Origin of the sequence: uncultured Schumannella sp., from assembly GCF_905479755.1 — a bacterium.
Lineage (GTDB): Bacteria > Actinomycetota > Actinomycetes > Actinomycetales > Microbacteriaceae > DCRR01.
In genome coordinates this window covers 84,898-103,505 of record NZ_CAJQNT010000003.1, presented here as the reverse complement: position 1 = coordinate 103,505, position 18,608 = coordinate 84,898, and the positions used below count along the sequence as shown (strand labels likewise).

General features: G+C 68.4%; 16 protein-coding genes and 1 riboswitch. Of the genes, 6 read left to right on the top strand and 10 right to left on the bottom strand.

Features of this window, described 5'->3' with window-relative positions:
• Window position 1: 1 nt before the first annotated feature.
• From ribD to QZ258_RS00630, 5 genes are all read right to left on the bottom strand, one after another.
• Entirely contained in the window at window positions 2–1,075 is a 1,074-nt protein-coding gene (ribD, locus tag QZ258_RS00650) for a bifunctional diaminohydroxyphosphoribosylaminopyrimidine deaminase/5-amino-6-(5-phosphoribosylamino)uracil reductase RibD (protein WP_294178083.1), read from the bottom strand.
• An 81-nt stretch (window positions 1,076–1,156) separates the two neighbouring features.
• Window positions 1,157–1,284, bottom strand: a riboswitch (FMN riboswitch).
• A 287-nt stretch (window positions 1,285–1,571) separates the two neighbouring features.
• Complete coding sequence (locus QZ258_RS00645; RefSeq protein WP_294178082.1) at window positions 1,572–2,294, bottom strand: HAD family hydrolase; 723 nt, start codon at window positions 2,292–2,294, stop codon at window positions 1,572–1,574.
• Window positions 2,291–3,295, bottom strand: coding sequence for a tryptophan--tRNA ligase (trpS, locus tag QZ258_RS00640; RefSeq protein ID WP_294178080.1), 1,005 nt, complete (start codon window positions 3,293–3,295; stop codon window positions 2,291–2,293). The genes QZ258_RS00645 and trpS overlap by 4 nt, the downstream gene beginning before the upstream one ends.
• Before the next feature lie 54 nt (window positions 3,296–3,349).
• Window positions 3,350–4,183: an exodeoxyribonuclease III gene (locus QZ258_RS00635; RefSeq protein ID WP_294178079.1), complete on the bottom strand. Its 834-nt coding sequence runs from the start codon at window positions 4,181–4,183 to the stop codon at window positions 3,350–3,352.
• Window positions 4,184–4,193: 10 nt separating this feature from the next.
• Window positions 4,194–5,294, bottom strand: coding sequence for a YihY/virulence factor BrkB family protein (locus QZ258_RS00630; RefSeq protein WP_294178078.1), 1,101 nt, complete (start codon window positions 5,292–5,294; stop codon window positions 4,194–4,196).
• A 217-nt stretch (window positions 5,295–5,511) separates the two neighbouring features.
• Between QZ258_RS00630 and QZ258_RS00625 the strand changes: the two genes are divergently transcribed.
• Window positions 5,512–7,065 carry a sigma-70 family RNA polymerase sigma factor gene (locus QZ258_RS00625; protein WP_294178077.1) on the top strand — a complete coding sequence of 518 codons (1,554 nt, stop codon included), beginning with the start codon at window positions 5,512–5,514 and terminating at the stop codon, window positions 7,063–7,065.
• 179 nt (window positions 7,066–7,244) lie between these two features.
• Here the strand turns inward: QZ258_RS00625 and QZ258_RS00620 are convergent, their stop codons facing one another.
• From QZ258_RS00620 to QZ258_RS00600, 5 genes are all read right to left on the bottom strand, one after another.
• On the bottom strand, window positions 7,245–8,009 hold the full coding sequence (locus tag QZ258_RS00620; protein ID WP_294178076.1) for a succinate dehydrogenase iron-sulfur subunit: 765 nt from the start codon (window positions 8,007–8,009) through the stop codon (window positions 7,245–7,247).
• A complete protein-coding gene (gene sdhA, locus QZ258_RS00615; RefSeq protein ID WP_294178075.1) occupies window positions 8,009–9,793 on the bottom strand; it encodes a succinate dehydrogenase flavoprotein subunit in 1,785 nt (594 codons plus the stop codon). The genes QZ258_RS00620 and sdhA overlap by 1 nt, the downstream gene beginning before the upstream one ends.
• 3 nt (window positions 9,794–9,796) lie before the next feature.
• Window positions 9,797–10,231 carry a succinate dehydrogenase gene (locus tag QZ258_RS00610; RefSeq protein ID WP_294178071.1) on the bottom strand — a complete coding sequence of 145 codons (435 nt, stop codon included), beginning with the start codon at window positions 10,229–10,231 and terminating at the stop codon, window positions 9,797–9,799.
• Window positions 10,231–10,662: a succinate dehydrogenase, cytochrome b556 subunit gene (gene sdhC, locus QZ258_RS00605; RefSeq protein ID WP_294178067.1), complete on the bottom strand. Its 432-nt coding sequence runs from the start codon at window positions 10,660–10,662 to the stop codon at window positions 10,231–10,233. Before sdhC ends, QZ258_RS00610 begins: the two co-directional genes overlap by 1 nt.
• A gap of 111 nt (window positions 10,663–10,773) precedes the next feature.
• On the bottom strand, window positions 10,774–11,928 hold the full coding sequence (locus QZ258_RS00600) for a glycosyltransferase family 1 protein (protein WP_294178065.1): 1,155 nt from the start codon (window positions 11,926–11,928) through the stop codon (window positions 10,774–10,776).
• A 102-nt stretch (window positions 11,929–12,030) separates the two neighbouring features.
• Here QZ258_RS00600 and QZ258_RS00595 point away from each other — a divergent pair, with 102 nt between their 5' ends.
• The 5 genes from QZ258_RS00595 to QZ258_RS00575 all read left to right on the top strand — a co-directional run bounded on the left by QZ258_RS00595 (window position 12,031) and on the right by QZ258_RS00575 (window position 18,607).
• A complete protein-coding gene (locus QZ258_RS00595; protein WP_294178063.1) occupies window positions 12,031–13,155 on the top strand; it encodes a mannose-1-phosphate guanylyltransferase in 1,125 nt (374 codons plus the stop codon).
• Between the two features lie 191 nt (window positions 13,156–13,346).
• Window positions 13,347–14,447, top strand: a complete 1,101-nt coding sequence (locus QZ258_RS00590) for a BMP family protein (RefSeq protein WP_294178062.1) — start codon at window positions 13,347–13,349, stop codon at window positions 14,445–14,447.
• Window positions 14,448–14,544: 97 nt separating this feature from the next.
• The gene (locus QZ258_RS00585; protein ID WP_294178059.1) at window positions 14,545–16,059 is read left to right on the top strand and encodes an ABC transporter ATP-binding protein; all 1,515 of its coding nucleotides are present in this window, start codon (window positions 14,545–14,547) and stop codon (window positions 16,057–16,059) included.
• On the top strand, window positions 16,056–17,333 hold the full coding sequence (locus tag QZ258_RS00580) for an ABC transporter permease (protein WP_294178055.1): 1,278 nt from the start codon (window positions 16,056–16,058) through the stop codon (window positions 17,331–17,333). Before QZ258_RS00585 ends, QZ258_RS00580 begins: the two co-directional genes overlap by 4 nt.
• A 14-nt stretch (window positions 17,334–17,347) precedes the next feature.
• Window positions 17,348–18,607, top strand: coding sequence for an ABC transporter permease (locus tag QZ258_RS00575; RefSeq protein ID WP_294178295.1), 1,260 nt, complete (start codon window positions 17,348–17,350; stop codon window positions 18,605–18,607).
• Window position 18,608: the final 1 nt, after the last annotated feature.

Genomic DNA, 18,608 nt, shown 5'->3' with positions numbered 1-18,608 from the left:
GTCAGTGCTCCTGGGGGGTTGCGGTCGGGGTGGTCGGCGCGTGCGGCGTCGCCGCGATGAACAGGTCATCGCCGAGTTGTTCGACGGTGGTGATGTGCAGGCGGCGCGCGTCGCCGATGGTCGTGATGCCCAGGTCGCCGAGGGCGAGCTTCTCGCCGCCGAGCAGCGCGGGCGCCAGGTAGATCGAGAACTCGTCGGCGAGGCCCTCCGCGATGAGCGCGCTCGCGAGAGTCGGACCGCCCTCGACGTAGACGCGCCGGATCTCGCGCTCGTGCAGCTGGCTGAGCGCGGCACCCAGGTCGCGGGTGCCGGTCTCCAGCACGCCCGCCGGATGCTGATGCAGCTTCGCCGTTTTCGGGATTCGGCGCTCGCCGACCACCACCGGCAGCGGCTGGTGTGCGAGCAGTTCGCCGCCGTCACCGCGCGCCGTCAGGCTCGGGTCGTCGGCGAACACCGTGCCCGTGCCGACCAAGATCGCATCGGCCGCGGCTCGCTCCTCGTGCACGCGCTGGCGGGCGGCGGTGCCGGTGATCCACTGGCTGGTACCGTCGGCCGCCGCGGCGCGCCCGTCGAGCGTGGAAGCCCACTTGACCGTCACCCAGGGGCGCCCGCGGCGCACCGCGGAAAGCCACGGATGCAGCAGCGCCTCACCCTCGACCGTGAGCGGTCCGAGGGTCGCCGGCACCCCCGCGGCGGTCAGGCGCGCGGCGCCGCCGCTCGAGGCGTCGCCCGGATCGGCGACGGCGTAGTGCACGGCGCCGATGCCGGCCGCCAGCAGCGCCTCGCTGCACGGGCCGGTGCGGCCCGTGTGGTTGCACGGCTCCAGGGTGACGACCGCGGTCAGCCCGGCGGTCTCGACGCCGCGCGCCGCGGCGTCGGCCAGTGCGGCCACTTCGGCGTGCGGCGTGCCGGCACCGCGGTGCCAGCCTTCGGCGGCGATCTGGCCGCGGTCATCCAGCAGCACGCAGCCGACCTGCGGGTTGGGGCCGGTCGCGGGGCCGCGCCGGGCGAGCTCGAAGGCGCGCCGCATGGCGGCGTCGAGTGTTTCGCTGGGGGCGCTCTCGGTGTTCCGCATCCGGTCCTCGGTCTGTGTTCAGACGGTTCCGGGGGTGCCGAGAGTCGGCGGTTCGCGGGCGCGACGGGTGCGCTCGTGAACTCGTGCATCCTCCCATCCGGACTTTCACCGTCGGTACTGGAGTTTCACCAGTTCGGCCCGCCGAGTTGCCTCGGCAGGTTCGCGGACTTTGACCGCCGGCGCGGAATTTCACCGCCCCCGGAGCACGTGCTTCGTGTCCACAGCCTACAACGCGGCCCTCGCGCCCCGCATTCCCGCGCGTTCGCCGCCCCGCCCCGCGCCCGCCCCGTTGCGCACGTTTTTCCGGAGGTTTCGCGCGGCCCGCCCTCGCCCCGTGCACGTTTCTCCGGAGGTTTCGCGCGCCAGGCCCCTATTTCACGGTGCACCTGCATCCGGATGCGTCATAACCTCCGGAGAAACGACACACTCGCGCGCGGGTGGCTCCGGAGAAACGACACACTGGCGGCCGGGGGCGGCGAGTTTCGGTAGCAGCGCGCTACGGCAAGAGTGCGGGCAGCTCCGCGAGCGAGCGGATGACCGGAACACCCGCGCTCGCCGCCTCGGCCCGCTGCTCCGCCGTCGCGATGCCGGGGCGATCCAGCCACACGCCGAGGAGCCCGGCCCGCGCCGCGCCGATCGCGTCGGTGTGCAGTCGATCGCCGATGTAGGCCGCCTGCGAAGGCTCGACCTCGAACAGCTCGCACGCCCGCTCGAAGATCCGCGCGTCGGGCTTGGCCACCCCGAGCTCGCCGCTCGCGATGAACTGCTCGAACGCGCCCTCGAGCCCGATGGCCCGCAGCTTCGCCAGCTGGAAGGCGAGTTCGCCGTTCGTGATGATGCCGAGGTGCCGGTCGGCGAGGGCGGTGAGGCAGGCATCCACGTCGTCGTGGCGCGTCCACGAGCGTTCATACTCCAGAAGGTATGCATCGAACCAAGCGAGTGCGGCCTCGTCGTCGAGTATCACGCCGTGTGGCTCGAGAAAGCCGCGCGCCCGGGCGCGGCGCTGCTCGTGGAAGTCGATCTCGCCCGAAAGGTAGCGGTGGTAGTGGCGCTCCTCGAGATCATTCCAGCGCGTGAACTCGAGATCGGGTGCGGCCGCCGCGATCGCGGCCCCGAGCGTCGCGCGGTGCGCGTGCAGGCCGAGTTCGACCGAGCGTCGGTGCGCGAACAGGGTGTCGTCGAGGTCGAACAACACGACCCGGAGCTCGACCGGGGTCATGCGCGGCGCAGGAACCCGACAGCGTCGTACACGCGCGACAGGGTCGCATCGGCGATCGCCTCGGCCCGCTCGGCGTTGCCCGCGAGCACCCGGTCGAGCTCGGCCGGGTCGTCGAGCAGTTCGAGCGTGCGGGTGCGGATCGGGTCGAACGCGGCGACCACAGCCTCGGCGGTGGCACCCTTCAGATCGCCGTACCCCTTGCCCTCGAATTCGCTCTCGAGCGACGGGATGCTCGACCCGCCCAGCACCGACAGGAGCGTCAGCAGGTTCGAGACGCCCGGCTTGTTGGCGCGGTCGAAGCGGATCTCGCGGTCGGCATCCGTGACGGCGGACTTGATTTTTTTGGTGAGCACCTTCGGCTCGTCAAGCAGCCACAGGATGCCCTGCGGGCTCTCGCCCGACTTCGACATTTTCGAGCCCGGGTTCTGCAGGTCGTAGACCTTCGCCGTTTCTTTCAGGATCGAGACCTCGGGCACGACGAAGGTCGTGCCGAAGCGCGAGTTGAAGCGCTGCGCGAGGTCGCGGGTGAGCTCGATGTGTTGGCGCTGGTCTTCGCCGACCGGCACGACGGCCGCGTCGTACAGCAGAATGTCGGCGGCCTGCAGGATGGGGTAGGTGAACAGGCCCACGCTGGCGGCATCCGCGCCCTGCTTGTGCGACTTGTCCTTGAACTGGGTCATCCGGCTCGCCTCACCGAAGCCGGTGATGGTGTTCAGCACCCAGGCGAGTTCGGCGTGCGCGGAGACGTGCGACTGCACGAACAGCGTGGAGCGAGAGGGGTCGATCCCCGCGGCGATGTATTGGGCGGCGGTGCGCCGGGTCTGCTCGCGCAGGGCGGCCGGGTCTTGCGGGACGGTGATCGCGTGCAGGTCGACGACGCAGAAGACGGCGTCGTGGGTGGACTGCAGTTCCTTCCACTGGAGGAGCGCCCCGATGTAGTTGCCCGCGTGGAGCGAGTCGGCGGACGGCTGCATACCGGAGAACAAACGCGGAGCACTCATGCCCCCATCATCCCAGTTCCCGCGGCCCCCACTTCCCGCGGGAGGGGAAGGGGCCTAGAGGGCGTAGTCGACGACGACGGGGGCGTGGTCGGACCAGCGGGTGTCGTAGGCCGACGCGCGATCGATCGCGTAGGAGACCGCGGCGGCGGCGAGCTCCGGGGTCGCCAGCTGGTAGTCGATCCGCCAGCCGGTGTCGGTGTCGAAGGCCTTACCGCGCTGCGACCACCAGGTGTAGGGCCCGGGAGCGTCGGGGTGGAATCGGCGGTGCACGTCGACCCAGCCGAAGCCGGCGCCCTGGTTGTAGCCCTCCTCGCCCTCGGCGCCGAGGAAGCGGTCGAAGTAGGCGCGCTCCTCGGGCAGGAAGCCAGCGTTCTTGACGTTGCCCTTCCAGTTCTTGATGTCGAGCGTGCGGTGTCCGACGTTGAGGTCGCCGACGACCACCGACCGCGGATTGTGGGCGGCGAGTTCGGGCAGACGCTCGGCCATGGCATCCAGGAACTTGTACTTCTCGACCTGCTTAGGGGTGTCGACGGCGCCCGAGTGCACGTAGGTCGAGACGACCGTCACGAGCGTGCCGTCGATGTCGAAGTCGGCCTCCAGCCACCGCCCGGCCGAGTCGAAGTCGTCCGCCCCGAAGCTCACCCGATGGATGTTGGCGGCCCGCCTGCTGGCGATCGCGACGCCCGCGCGCCCCTTCGCGGTGGCCGCGTCGTGCAACACGTTCCACTCCGGGCCGAGCAGTTCGGTGATGTGCTCGGTCTCGGCACGCACCTCCTGCAGAGCGAGAATGTCGACATCGCGCTGGGCGAGCCAGTCGCCCATTCCTTTCCGGTAGGCGGCGCGGATTCCGTTGACGTTGACCGAGGCGAGGCGAAGCGGTTGAGGCATACCTCCGAGCCTAGTTCTGCTCGCTGACCTGCCGGCGGCTCCGGCGCCGGGCCAACCATCGCACCGCGCGGGGCAGGGTGCTCTCTAACTCGGCGCGGATCTCTTCCTCGAGTTCCAGACGCAGCCGCGCCTCCGCCTCGCGCCGTTCGCGCTCGCCGATCGGATCCAGCGGCACCCCGTCATCCGTGGCGGTGACCACGAGCCAGGCGGCCGCGATGAGGATCACCTGACAGATCAGGTTGAACCAGATCAGCAGACCGATGATGACGGCGAACGACGCCAGGAGGGGGTTCGAGGATGCCCCACCGAGCAGCGTGCTCCCGAGGATCTTGAGCACCGCGAGCCCGGCCGCCCCGAGCAGCGCGCCCTGCATGAGGGGGCGCGGCGGAATCTTCACGCCGGCGAGGATGCGGTACAGCGTCGCCAGGATCGCCGCGTCGAGCGCGAACATCAGCGTCAGACCGATGATGCGGGCGGCGACCGCCGCGACGCTCGAATCGGTCTCGACCCCGATCGCGGGGAAGATCCACTCGAGCGCCTGGGTGCTCGCGAACAACAGCCCGGCCGACAGCAGCACGGCCGCGCCGAAGGCGAGCGCGAGTCCCAGGTCGCGGAGTTTCAGCAGCAGGAAGTTCACCGGGGGCGAGGCGAGTTGGGCGATTTCGCGGACGGCATTTCGCGCCGAGCCGAGCCACGCGACCGCGGTGAACAGGGCACCGGCGAGGGCGAGGGCACCGGTCCAGCCGATTGCGGCCGCGTCGAGTAGTTCGTCGGGATCGATCGCGCCGCCCTCGCCGAGATCGAGAAGGCCCGGCACCGAGAGTCGAATCACGCGAAACAGCGAGTCGCGCAGTTCGGCGTTCGCGTCGAGCACGAGTCCGATGATCGAGAACCCGACCCAGACGGCGGCGAAGACGGAGAAGATCGCCTGATAGGAGAGCCCGTTGGCCAGCAGCGCGCCGCGCTGCTGCCCGAAGTGTGTGAGCACCCGAACCGGTTTCCACTCCTGCGCGCGCTCGGCGAATTCCTTCGCCCCGTCGATGGTGCGCTGCCCCCAGGCCTTCAGCCGTTGGGGGAGCCGGTTATCGTCGGCGTCCTCCGAATCGGTCATGCATCGAGCCTATCGAGCCCGTTCCGCGGCGCGCGGGAGGACTCGTGTTCAGGCAGCATTCAGAAATTGAGGATGTTTATTCGCCGTCTCGCGTCATATCCTGTTGGAAGGCCCGTCTCTCTGGGTATGGAGATGCAAGGGAACCGTCACTGCGGCGCTCTTGCGTGTGTTCCATTCCCGGGAGGCAACAGAGGGGCCGGGGGAGTGGTTCAGGGGGATGAACAGCCACAACGCGAAGCCATCGGCTTCGGACGGCGAGTACATCGAGCGAGCGCGCGCGGGGGACACGAGCGCATTCGCCGAACTGTGGAGCCGTCACTATCGTTCCGCTGTTCGGGTCGCCCGCCAGTTCACGTCGCTCGATGCCGATGACCTCGTTTCCGAGGCCTATGTGCGCATTTTTCAACGTGTCCTGGCGGGCGGCGGACCCACGGGGGCGTTCCGGCCCTACCTGTACACGACGATCCGCAATCTCGCGAGCAGCTGGGGGGCGGCCTCGCGCGACGTGCAAGTCGACATGATCGAGGACTTCCAGGACGAGCGGATTCCTGACGACCCCTCGGTGTGGGCGCTCGATCGCACGTTGACGGCGACCGCGTTCCGGACCCTTCCGGAGCGCTGGCAGACGGTGCTCTGGTACACCGAGGTCGAGGGAATGGATCCGCACGAGGTCGCGCCCATCATGGGCATGACGGCCAATGGCGTCGCGGCGCTGTCCTATCGCGCCCGTGAGGGCCTGCGGAAGGCGTGGCTGCAGGCGCACATCAGTGACACCGGGATGTCCGACGACTGCCGCTGGGCGATGTCGAAGCTCGGCGAGAACGCCCGTGACGGCCTCGGCAAACGCGAGAAGACACGGCTGGAGGCGCACCTGCCGGGCTGTGCGCGGTGCTCGATCGTGGCCGAGGAGGTCGACGAGGTCGGCTCGCGGCTCGCGCTCGTGCTGCTGCCGATGATGCTCGGCGGCGTGGCCGGCGGGTCGCTGCTCGCCGCGCTGGCATCGAACTCGGCACCGGTCAGCGATCTCGCGATCCCGCCGATGCCGGACGCCGTCGACGCGGTCGTCCAGTCGTCTCTCGCCGCGGCACCCGTGGTGGGCGGTCTGGCGTTGGGGGCGAGCGCGACGCCCGGCGTGCTGGTCAGCGGGATCGCGGTCGTCGCCGTGCTCGGCGGCGGGCTGGTGCTGTCGGGCTCCACCGGGATGAATCCGGACCCGGAGCCGCCGGCCTCGAGCGAGTCGAGTGACGCGGCCGCGAGCAGCCCGGGCGACGACATTCTGGCGTCCGGCGACGTTGTCGAACCCGAACCGGAGCCCGTCGACCCGAGCGACATCGGGATCGGGGAGACGAGCGACGGCGTGACCGGCACCGTGGAGAACGTCGTCGGCGGTGTCGGCGGTGTGGTCGAGGAGCTGGTCGGCGGCGTCGGCGAGGTCGTGAGCGAGGTCGTGACCGCGGACGTCACCCTGAGTCTCTCGGGCACCGCGACTCCGGGAGCCACGGTCTCGCTGCAGGCGGCTGGAGTGGTCTACGCGACGACGACGGTCGCGGCGAACGGGACGTTCACGCTGAGTGCGAGTGGCATCCCCGGCGACACCACCGGACTGACGATCGGCCAGACCGTCGATCGCGGCTACCTCGAGGGCCTGCTCGGCTCACGCGGTCTCGTGGGCACGCTACTGCGCCCGCTCGACTCGCTCGTCAACGATCTGATCGAGCCGCTCGTGGTGACCACGGCGCCGGTGCTGCCGGTCACGGTCCAGTCGAGCTGATTCCCGAGATTTCCGCGGAACCCGCGTCATAGTGCCGCGGGGCGGGCGTCTCTTTCACGGAGGGCCGCATTGGCGGTCCTCGGCTTCCGGATCCCTACGGAAGCGCAACGGAGTGGCCGGCTTCGCGACGATCCCAGCTGTCGCGCGGCCGGTCCCTCTGTGGCGACCGTCCGGGCGGGTTACGCCTTGCCGCGCAGGACCGCCTGCTTGACCTCGGCGATCGCCTTCGTGACCTCGATGCCGCGCGGGCACGCCTCCGAGCAGTTGAAGGTCGTGCGGCAACGCCACACGCCCTCCTTGTCGTTGAGGATGTCCAGGCGCACCTGCGAGCCCTCGTCGCGGCTGTCGAAGATGAAGCGGTGCGCGTTGACGATCGCGGCGGGGCCGAAGTACTGACCGTCGGTCCAGAACACCGGGCACGAGCTCGTGCACGCGGCGCACAGGATGCACTTGGTCGTGTCGTCGAAGCGCTCGCGCTGCGCGACCGACTGGATACGCTCCTTGCCGCCCTTCGGCTTGGAGTCGGCGATGAGGAACGGCTGGATCTGCCGGTACGACTCGAAGAACGGCTCCATGTCGACGATGAGGTCCTTCTCCAGCGGAAGGCCCTTGATCGCTTCGACGTAGATCGGCTGCGAGATGTCGAGATCCTTGATCAGGGTCTTGCAGGCGAGACGGTTGCGGCCATTGATCCGCATCGCGTCGGAGCCGCAGATGCCGTGCGCGCAGGAGCGGCGGAAGGTGAGCGTGCCGTCCTGTTCCCACTTGATCTTGTGCAGCGCATCCAGCACCCGATCGGTGGGGAACATGTCGACGTCGAAGTCCTGCCAGATCGGCTCGTCCATCGTCTCCGGGTCGAAGCGACGGATGATGAGCGTGACCGTGAACGACTGGATCGGTGCCTCGGGAGCGGGCGCGGGGGCCTCGGCGGTTGCGCTGGCCATCAGTACTTCCTCTCCATGGGCTGGTAGTTGGTGATGACCACCGGTTTCCAGTCGAGCGTGATGTGATCCGAGGCGTCGGGCGAGTGCGGATCGCCCGTGAGGTACGCCATCGTGTGCTTCATGTAGGTGGCGTCGTCGCGATCGGGGTAGTCGTCGCGCATGTGACCGCCGCGGCTTTCCTTGCGGTTGCGCGCCGAGTACACGACGACTTCCGCCAGGTCGAGCAGGAAACCGAGCTCGATCGCCTCGAGCAGGTCGGTGTTGAAGCGGCGGCCCTTGTCGTGGATGCCGATGTTCTTGTAGCGCTCGCGCAGCTCGAAGATCGTGTGGGTGACCTTCTCGAGCGACTCGTCGGTGCGGAACACCTGCGCGTTCTTGTCCATCTCGTCCTGCAGTTCCTTGCGGATCGCGGCGATCCGTTCGGTGCCGGTGGAGTCGCGGAGCCGTTCGACCAGGTCGGTCACAAAGCTCGCCGGGTTCTCCGGGAGCGGAACGAACTCGGCGGTCTGGGCGTACTCGACGGCGTAGTTGCCGGCGCGCTTGCCGAAGACGTTGATGTCGAGGAGCGAGTTGGTGCCCAGGCGGTTCGAGCCGTGCACGGAGACGCACGCGCACTCGCCGGCGGCGTAAAGGCCGGGCACGACGGTGTCGTTGTCGCGCAGCACCTCGGCCTTGATGTTGGTCGGAATGCCGCCCATCGCGTAGTGCGCGGTCGGCATGACCGGCACGGGTTCGTGCACCGGGTCGACGCCCAGGTAGGTGCGCGCGAATTCGGTGATGTCGGGGAGCTTCGTCTCGAGCACCTCGGCGCCCAGGTGGGTGCAGTCGAGCAGCACGTAGTCCTTGTGCGGGCCGGCCCCGCGACCTTCGGCGACCTCTTGCACCATGCAGCGCGAGACGATGTCGCGCGGGGCGAGGTCCTTGATGGTGGGGGCGTAGCGCTCCATGAAGCGCTCGCCGGAGGCGTTCCGCAAAATCGCGCCCTCGCCGCGGGCGCCCTCCGTCAACAGGATGCCGAGCCCGGCGAGGCCAGTCGGGTGGAACTGGAAGAATTCCATGTCCTCCAGCGGCAGACCCTTGCGCCAGATGATGCCGACACCGTCGCCGGTGAGGGTGTGCGCGTTCGAGGTGGTCTTGTAGATCTTGCCGAAGCCGCCGGTGGCGAACACGATCGACTTCGCCTGGAAGACGTGGATCTCGCCGGTCGCGAGTTCGTAGGCGACGACGCCCGCGGGCTTGCCGTCGTTCATCACCAGGTCGAGCGCGTAGTACTCGTTGAAGAAGTTGACGCCGAGCTTGACGCAGTTCTGGAACAGCGTCTGCAGGATCATGTGGCCGGTGCGGTCGGCGGCGTAGCAGGCGCGGCGCACGGGCGCCTTGCCGTGGTCACGCGTGTGGCCGCCGAAGCGGCGCTGATCGATCTTGCCCTCGGGCGTGCGGTTGAACGGCAGACCCATGTTCTCGAGGTCGAGAACCGCGTCGATCGCCTCCTTGGCGAGCACCTCGGCCGCATCCTGGTCGACGAGGTAGTCGCCGCCCTTCACGGTGTCGAAGGTGTGCCATTCCCAGCTGTCTTCCTCGACGTTGGCGAGGGCGGCGGCCATGCCGCCCTGCGCCGCACCGGTGTGCGACCGGGTCGGGTAGAGCTTGGTGATGACGGCCGTCTTGGCCTTCGGGCCGGCCTCGATGGCGGCGCGCATCCCGGCGCCACCGGCGCCGATGATGACGACGTCGAACTGGTGGTAGTGGACGCCGTCGATGACGTCCCCGTCGGTGAACTCCATGTCTTACTGTGCCTCGCAGAGCTCTTGGAGACCGGTCGACGCGGGGTCGCCGATGCAGGGATCGAAAGTGGTCAGAACGAGGGTGCCGAGAACCAGCAGCACGATCGTGGACACGAGGAGCGCGCCGAGCAGGACCTTCCGCAGGCGGCCGTGCGCGTAGTCGTTGACGAGCGTGCGCATGCCATTGGAGCCGTGAATGAGGGCCAGCCAGAGCAGCAGCAGGTCCCACACGATCCAGAACGGATCCGCGAGCTTGCCGGCGACGAACGCGAAGTCGATCGCCTTGACGCCCTCACCGAGGAACAGGTTGACGAGCAGGTGGCCGAAGATCAGCACGACGAGCAGGACGCCCGAGACGCGCATGTAGAGCCAGCCCCACTTTTCCCAGTTGACGCCGCGCCGGGCCGGCCGAGTGTTCGGCAGAGGAACCGTGGTCATCATTCGCCTCCGAACACGTGCATCAGGTGGCGCGGGGCGAAGCCGACGAGCAGCAGCACCCAGAGCACGATGACGATCCAGAACATCAACCGCTGGTGACGGGTGCCCCAGGAGAAGAAGTCGATCGCGATGATCCGCAGGCCGTTGAGCGCGTGCAGGCCGATCGCGGCGACCAGCCCGAGCTCGCCGATCCCCATGATGGGTGTCTTGTACGCGCCGATGACGGCATCGTAGGCATGCGGGTCGATGCGGATCAGTGCCGTGTCGAGGATGTGGACCAGCAAAAAGAAAAAGATCGCGGTCCCCGTGATGCGGTGCAGCACCCACGACCACATTCCTTCGCGGCCGCGGTAAAGCGTCCCAGCGGGACGTCGCGGGGCGGGAACGGGGACAGTGGGAGCCGCCGCGGGACGCGCAGCGGAACTCGACACGGACTCCTCCTCGGGGTCTCCGTCGCGGTCGACGGGTGGCACGCCGGTCGCATTGCTTCGGACGCGCCCAGTCTAGTGCGCTCGGAGAAGCGACCGCTTCTGAGGGCGACCTTACTTTGTCTCGACGTCGAGAGATCTCGTGGTCGTGCGGCGCGCCGCGATCACCTCGTCGTAGCGGCCGAGCAGTTCGTCGCAGACGCGGTGCCAGGTGCGGCCGATGACCTTGCGCCGCCCCGCCTCGCCCATGCGCGCTCGAAGCGCGCCGTCGGCAACGAGCGGTCGCACGGCCGCCGCGAGGGCCCCGTCGACCGCGGGGTCGTAAAGCAGCCCATCGGTGCCGTCGTCGATCAGGTCGATCGGTCCCCCTGCGCGCGGCGCCACAACGGCCAGCCCGCTCGCGTGCGCCTCCTGCAGGGTCTGGCCGAAGGTCTCCTCGGTGCCCGTGTGGACGAACACGTCGAAGCTCGCGTAGGCGGCCGACAACTCCTCGCCGCGGAGTTCGCCGAGATAGGTGACCGGCATCCCCTCGAGCGCGCGCGTGACGCTCGGCAGCGCCGGACCGCCGCCGACGATGACGATCCGGATTCCGGGGATGCCCGCGAGCTCGGCGAGCCGTTCGATGCTCTTCTCCGGCGCGACGCGGCCGACGTAGCCGAGGATCACTTCCCCGTCGGGCGCAAGCTCGGCCCGCAGCTCCTGCGCCCGAGCCGTGTAACGGTGCCCCGGGTGGTAGCGATCGGTGTCGACGCCGCGCCCCCAGCGCTCCAGGCGGGGAACTCCCGCCTCTTCGAGTGCCGCGATCGCCGTCGACGAGGGGGCGAGGGTGAGGTCCGCGCCCTCGTGAATCCAGCGCACGATGCGCCAGGCGAAGTTCGAGGCGACCGCGAGACGGTTGCGCCGGGCGTAGCCGGAGACGTCGGTCTGGTAGATCGCCACGCTCGGCACGCCCAGACGGTTGGCCGCGGCGATCGACTGGGCGCCGAGGAGGAAGGGCGAGGCGACGTGCACCACATCCGGTCGGAATCGCGCCAACAGGCCCGAGATCTGCGAATTGGGCAGCCCGACCGGGAACTGGCGGTAGGCGAGCGCGGGAACCTCGTGCACCCGGAACCCCGCGTAGCTGCGCGGCGACCCCGCCGCCGGCACGATCAGGATCGCCTCGTCGCCGCGGTCGGCGAGGTGCTCCATGAGTTTCACGACGCTGGTCGTCACTCCGTTGAGGGTCGGAAGAAAGCTCTCGCTCACGATCGCGACTCGACGTCCCATGATCCACCTCCCGGCTTTCCTTGACGCTAGGGAGCACGGGTAACCAGCGGGTGTACGCGGCCTGTCGATTTGCGTTAACACAAGATGCGTAGAGTGGTCCGCATGGCTGAGCGATCGTCGGCGTTGGACCGGTTCTACAGTGTGATCCCCGCGGGCGGAGTGGGCTCGCGGCTGTGGCCGCTGTCGCGCGCGGATGCCCCGAAGTTCCTCCACGACCTCACCGGATCCGGGCAGACGCTGCTGCGCGCCACCTGGGAGCGGTTGGCGCCCATCTCGGGGCCGCAGCGGGTCATGGTGGTAACGGGGCGCGCGCACCGTGCGGCGGTCGAGAGCCAGGTGCCTGAGCTGACCGACCCGAACGTCGTGCTGGAGAGCGAGCCGAAGGATTCCACCGCCGCGATCGGGCTCGCCGCCGCGATCCTCCGGCGCCGCGAGCCGGACGTCATCATCGGGTCCTTCGCCGCCGACCACGTGATTCACGAGCCCGCTAAGTTCCGCGCGGCGGTCGAGCAGGCGGTGCTGGCCGCCGACGCCGGGTACATCGCGACGATCGGCATCACCCCCGACGAGCCCGCCGTCGGGTTCGGCTACATCGACTGCGGCGAGGCGCTGTCGATCGAGGGTGCTCCCGACGCACTGCGCGTCGAGAGCTTCGTCGAGAAGCCCGACCTCGAGACCGCGCGGCGCTACGTCAGCGAGGGGCATCACCTTTGGAACGCCGGAATGTTCATCGCGCGCGCCGACCGACTGCTGGAAGAGATCGGCGCCACGCAGCCCGAGCTGCTGGCGGGCCTCGAGGAGTTGGCGGAGGCGTGGGACGACCACGCGCGCCGCGGACCCGCGGTCGACCGGATCTGGCCGAAGCTCACCAAGATCGCGATCGACTACTCGGTCGCCGAGCCCGCGGCGGCGGCCGGGCGCCTCGCGGTGATCCCGGGTCGTTTCGGCTGGGACGACGTCGGAGACTTCGCGTCGATCGCGAAGCTGCACTCGGGTGGGCGGCCTGCCAACCTCGCGATTCTCGGAGAGCACGCGCGCGTGCTCTCCGACTCCGCCAGCGGCATCGTCATCTCGACCACCGACCGGATCATCTCCCTCATCGGGGTGCAGGACATCGTCGTGGTCGACACGCCGGATGCGCTGCTCGTGACCACGAGCGAGCACGCTCAGCGCGTCAAGAGCGTCGTCGATGCGCTCAAACTGTCGGGCCGAGACGGTGTTCTGTAGCGCACGAATCCGCCGTTTCGAGCCGAAAACGTGTGTTGACGTCGTCAACATTTCCGAATCGTTTCGCGACCGTCGCAGATTTGTAACGCTTCGACCATCAGTGCGCCGAGTCTCTCCGTGGACCGCTCAGTTTTCGGTAGCGTGAGGAAAACGCCCGGCATCCTGCCGTGCGCGCATTCTTGGAGGACACCGTGACAATCACTTTCCGCAAGACCGGTCTCGCCGGTCTCGCCGTGCTCGGCTCGAGCGCACTCGTGCTCGCCGGCTGTGCGTCGGCCCCCGAGGAGGGCAACGGCGAAACGCCCGAACTCGACTTCCTGGCCTGCATGGTCTCGGACGCCGGTGGATTCGACGACAACTCGTTCAACGAGCTCGGCCTGACCGGTCTCGAGGCCGCGGTCGACGAACTCGGCATCACGGAGATCCACTCCGAGTCGGCCAGCGAGGACGACTACGCCCCGAACATCGAGAGCCTCGTCGGCGAAGGCTGCGAGATCATCGTGACCGTCGGCTTCCTGCTGTCGGCCGCCACCATCGAAGGCGCGCAGAACAACCCCGACGTGGAGTTCGCGATCATCGATGACGGCCTGGACGGCGACTTCGACGGCACGCCCGATGTCGAGAACGGCAAGCCGATTCTCTTCAACACGGCCGAGGCCGCGTTCCTCGCGGGCTACGCCGCGGCGGCCTACTCGAAGACCGGCGTCGTCGGCACCTTCGGTGGCATCCCGATTCCGCCGGTGACCATCTTCATGGATGGCTTCGTCGACGGCGTGGCGTACTACAACGAGGTCAAGGGCACGAGTGTCGAGGCCATCGGCTGGGACAAGGAAGCGCAGTCGGGCACCTTCACCGGTGGCTTCGCTGCCGGCGTTGAGGCGAAGACCTCGGCGCAGGGCCTGCTCGACCAGGGTGCTGACGTGCTGCTGCCCGTCGGTGGCCCGATCTACATCTCGGCCGCCGAGGCGATCCGCGACACCGGTGACGACACGATCGCGCTGATCGGTGTCGACGCCGACGTCTACGTGACCGACCCGTCGGTTGCCGATCTGCTCCTCACCTCGGTGCTCAAGGGCGTCGACGCGGGCGTGTACGACGTCGTGACCGCGGCGGCGACCGGCAACTTCTCGAACGAGCCGTACGTCGGCACGCTCGAGAACGGCGGCGTGGGCCTCGCCGAGTTCCACGACTTCGCGTCGAAGGTTCCGGCCGAACTCGCGCAGGAGCTCGAAGACCTCAAGGCCGCGATCATCGCGGGCGACGTGGTCGTGAGCTCGCCGTCGAGCCCGTAAGGACTCACGCGAAGTTCTGAACAGAACGAAGTGACGCGGGGAGGTCGGCTCTGGCCGGCCTCCCCGTGTTCGCTGTACTGGGAATAGATTGGGTGGCATGAAGCTCGAACTCCGAGGCATCACGAAGAAGTTCGGTGCCCTGGTCGCCAACGACCACATCGACCTCACCGTGGAGGCCGGCGAAATCCACGCGCTGCTCGGTGAGAACGGCGCCGGCAAGTCGACGTTGATGAACGTCCTCTACGGTCTGTATCGCGCCGACGGCGGCGAAATCCTGCTCGACGACAAGGTCCAGCACTTCGCGGGCCCCGGCGACGCGATGAATGCCGGGATCGGCATGGTCCATCAGCACTTCATGCTCATCCCCGTGTTCACGGTCGCCGAGAACGTCATGCTCGGCCACGAATCCACCAAGTTCGGCGGCGTGCTCGATCTCGAGGGTGCCCGCGAGAAGGTGCGCGAGATCTCCGCACGGTTCGGCTTCGACGTCGATCCGGATGCGCGCGTCGAAGATCTCCCGGTCGGCGTGCAGCAACGCGTCGAGATCATCAAGGCGCTGTCACGGGATGCCCGCGTGCTCGTCTTCGACGAGCCGACCGCGGTGCTCACGCCGCAAGAGACCGATGAGCTGATGGCGATCATGCGCCAGCTCAAAGAGACCGGCACCTCGATCGTGTTCATCACGCACAAGCTGCGCGAGGTGCGCGAGGTCGCCGACCGCATCACCGTCATCCGGCTCGGCAAGGTCGTCGGCGAGGCGGAGCCCACCGCCACCAACGCCGAACTCGCCTCGCTCATGGTCGGCCGCGCGGTCGACCTCATGGTCGACAAGGACCCGGCCGAACCGGGCGAGGAGGCGCTCGTCGTGCGCAACCTGTCCGTGATCGACGCCAACAATCAGTACGTTGTCGCGCACCTGAACTTTGAGGTGCGCACGGGGGAGATCCTCGCGATCGCGGGTGTCCAGGGCAACGGGCAGACCGAGCTGACGGAGGCGATCATGGGCCTGCAGCCCCGGGTCGAAGGCTCGATCACGCTCGGTGGCGAAGAACTCGTCGGCCGCACGCCGCGCAAGGTCCTCGATGCGGGAGTCGGGTTCGTGCCCGAAGATCGCCGTGAAGACGGCCTCATCGCCGGCTTCACGATCGCCGAAAACCTCATGCTCGACCGGTCGCACAGCGAACCCTTCGTCAAAAGCGGAACCCTGCAGCTCGAAACGCTCGCGACCTTCGCGCGCGAGAAGCTCGAGGAGTTCGACATCCGCGCACCCGGAATCGAGACCCACGTCGGCAAGCTCTCGGGCGGAAACCAGCAGAAGGTCGTGCTCGCGCGCGAACTCAGCAAAGAGGTCAAACTCGTTGTCGCCGCCCAGCCCACACGCGGCCTCGACGTCGGCTCGATCGAATTCGTGCACAGCCAGATCGTCGCCGCGCGCGACGCGGGCGTGCCCGTCATCGTCGTCTCGACCGAGCTCGACGAGGTCGTCGCGCTTGCCGACCGCATCGCCGTGATGTACCGCGGCGGCATCGTGGGCATCGTCCCCGGTGACACCCCCCGTGACGTGCTCGGCCTCATGATGGCGGGCGAAACCCCGAAGGAGGCCGCCGCGTGAGCAGCAGCCAGACCCCCGCCGAACCGGACGCCTCGGCAGCCGTCGTCACCGACGAGCCCTCGCGCACGCACCAGATTCTGCGCGAGATCGTGACCGGAAACGCGCTGCTCTCGTTCCTCGCCATCGTGCTGGCCCTGCTCATCGGGAGCATCCTGATCGCCGCGACCGACGACGCCGTGCAGTCCTCGCTCGGCTACTTCTTCTCCCGACCGGGCGACACCTTCGTCGCCATCGGGCAGGCGATCGGCGGAGCCTACGACGCGCTGTTCCGCGGGGCGATCTTCAACATCAACCGCACCTCGTTCGTCGACCAGATCAAGCCGATCACCGAGACGCTCACCTTCGCGACGCCGCTCATCGCGGCGGGGCTCGGCGTCGCGCTCGCCTTCCGCGTCGGCCTGTTCAACATCGGTGGTCGCGGCCAGATCATCATGGCGGCGGCCCTCGGCGGCTGGATCAGCTGGTCGTTCGATCTGCCGGTCGTCATCCACATGGTCGTCGCCGTCGCCGGCGCGATCCTGGGCGGCGCGCTCTGGGGCGGCCTGGCGGGGCTGCTCAAGGCGCGCACCGGGGCGCATGAGGTGATCGTGACGATCATGCTCAACTACGTCGCCTACTACCTGGTGTTCTTCCTGCTCCGCACGCCGGGCGCCCTGCAGGCACCCGGTTCCAACAACCCGAAGTCGCCCGCGGCGCTCGAGACGGCGGTGCTCCCGAACCTCAGCGACCTGATCGGTGTCGGCTCGTTCCGGCTACATCTGGGCTTCGTGCTCGTCATCGCGGCGACGATCTACGTGTGGTACCTGCTGAACCGCTCGAGCATGGGCTTCCGCTTCCGCGCCGTCGGCGAGAACCCGAACGCCGCGCGTGTCGCGGGCATCAACGTCAAGTCCGTCTACGTCGCCGCGATGCTGTTCGCCGGCGGTCTGATGGGTCTGGCCGGCGCATCCCAGGTCCTCGGGACGACGACCAGCGGATTCTCGGCGGGGGTGGATGCCGGAATCGGCTTCGACGCGATCACCGTCGCGCTTCTCGGGCGTTCGAAGCCGTGGGGGGTGTTCTTCAGCGGAATCCTGTTCGGGGCACTCAAGGCCGGCGGCTACACGATGCAGGCCTCGCAGGGCGTGCCGATCGACATCATCCTCGTGGTCCAATCCGTCATCGTGCTGCTGATCGCGGCGCCGCCGCTCGTGCGGTCGGTGTTCCGCCTCCCGGCGCCGGGCTCGGCCCCGCGCCGACGAGCCGCTCGCCTCGCGGAAGGAGCAGCCAAGTGACCACGACTGCGGCGCTGAACGCCGACCGCGAAGTTGCCCGCGTTCGCGACCTCAAGACGCCGATCGGGCTGGCGGTCTTCGCGATCGCGGCGCTCCTGATGGGCTTCGCCTTCCCGCGCGACGGGGAGACCACGTTCCGGCTCTCCACCGGCAGCGACTTCATCCAGCTCCCGGCCTTGGTCGTTCCGACCGTGGGATTCGTCGCCGCCGTCGCCGTGCTCATGGTGCTGATGGTGTTCGGGGCTCTCGCGTTCTCGTTCCTGCACCCGCGGGGCAAGTCGCCACTGTGGCTCGTGATCGTATTCGTCGCGCTCGCACTCTTCGCGTTCTTGACCTGGGCCGCCGCCGGCAAGACGATTCCGCTTCCCGGTCTGCTGATCGGGGCGCTCGCGCTCAGCACGCCGATCATCTTCGGGGCGCTCGGCGGTGTCGTGTCCGAGCGGGTCGGCGTCGTCAACATCGCGATCGAAGGGCAGCTGCTGTTCGGCGCGTTCTCGGCCGCCGTTGTCTCCTCGGTCACCGGCCAGCCGCTGCTCGGGCTGCTGGCGGCGATGATCGCGGGCATGCTCGTCTCGCTCGTGCTCGCCGTCTTCGCCATCCGCTACATCGTCGAGCAGGTGATCGTCGGCGTCGTGCTGAACGTGCTCGTGATGGGTCTGACGAACTTCCTGTACTCCACGGTGCTGACCGCCAACACGGCGCAGTTCAACTCGAGCGTGCGCTTCCCGTCGCTCGAGATCCCGATCCTGTCGCAGATCCCGATCATCGGACCGGTCTTCTTCCAGCAGACGATCATCGTGTACCTGATGTACATCGCGGTGTTCGGGGTCTGGTTCGGGCTGTTCAAGACCCGCTGGGGTCTGCGCGTCCGTTCGGTTGGCGAGCACCCCACGGCCGCCGACACGGTCGGCATCGACGTCAACCGCACCCGGTTCTGGAACGTGCTGCTCGCGGGCGCGATCGCCGGAATGGGCGGGGCGTACTTCACGCTCGACTCGGTGAGCGCCTTCGGCAAGGAGATGACCAACGGCATGGGCTTCATCGCTCTCGCCGCCGTCATCTTCGGGCGCTGGCATCCGATCCGGGCGACGCTGGCGGCTCTGCTGTTCGGCTTCGCCACCAGCCTGCAGAGCGTGCTCGGGATCATCGGTTCGCCGGTGCCGAGTGAGTTCATGCTGATGCTGCCCTACCTCGTGACGATCTTCGCGGTCGCCGGACTCGTCGGACAGTCGCGCCCGCCGGCCGCCGACGGCAAGCCCTACATCAAGAGTTGAC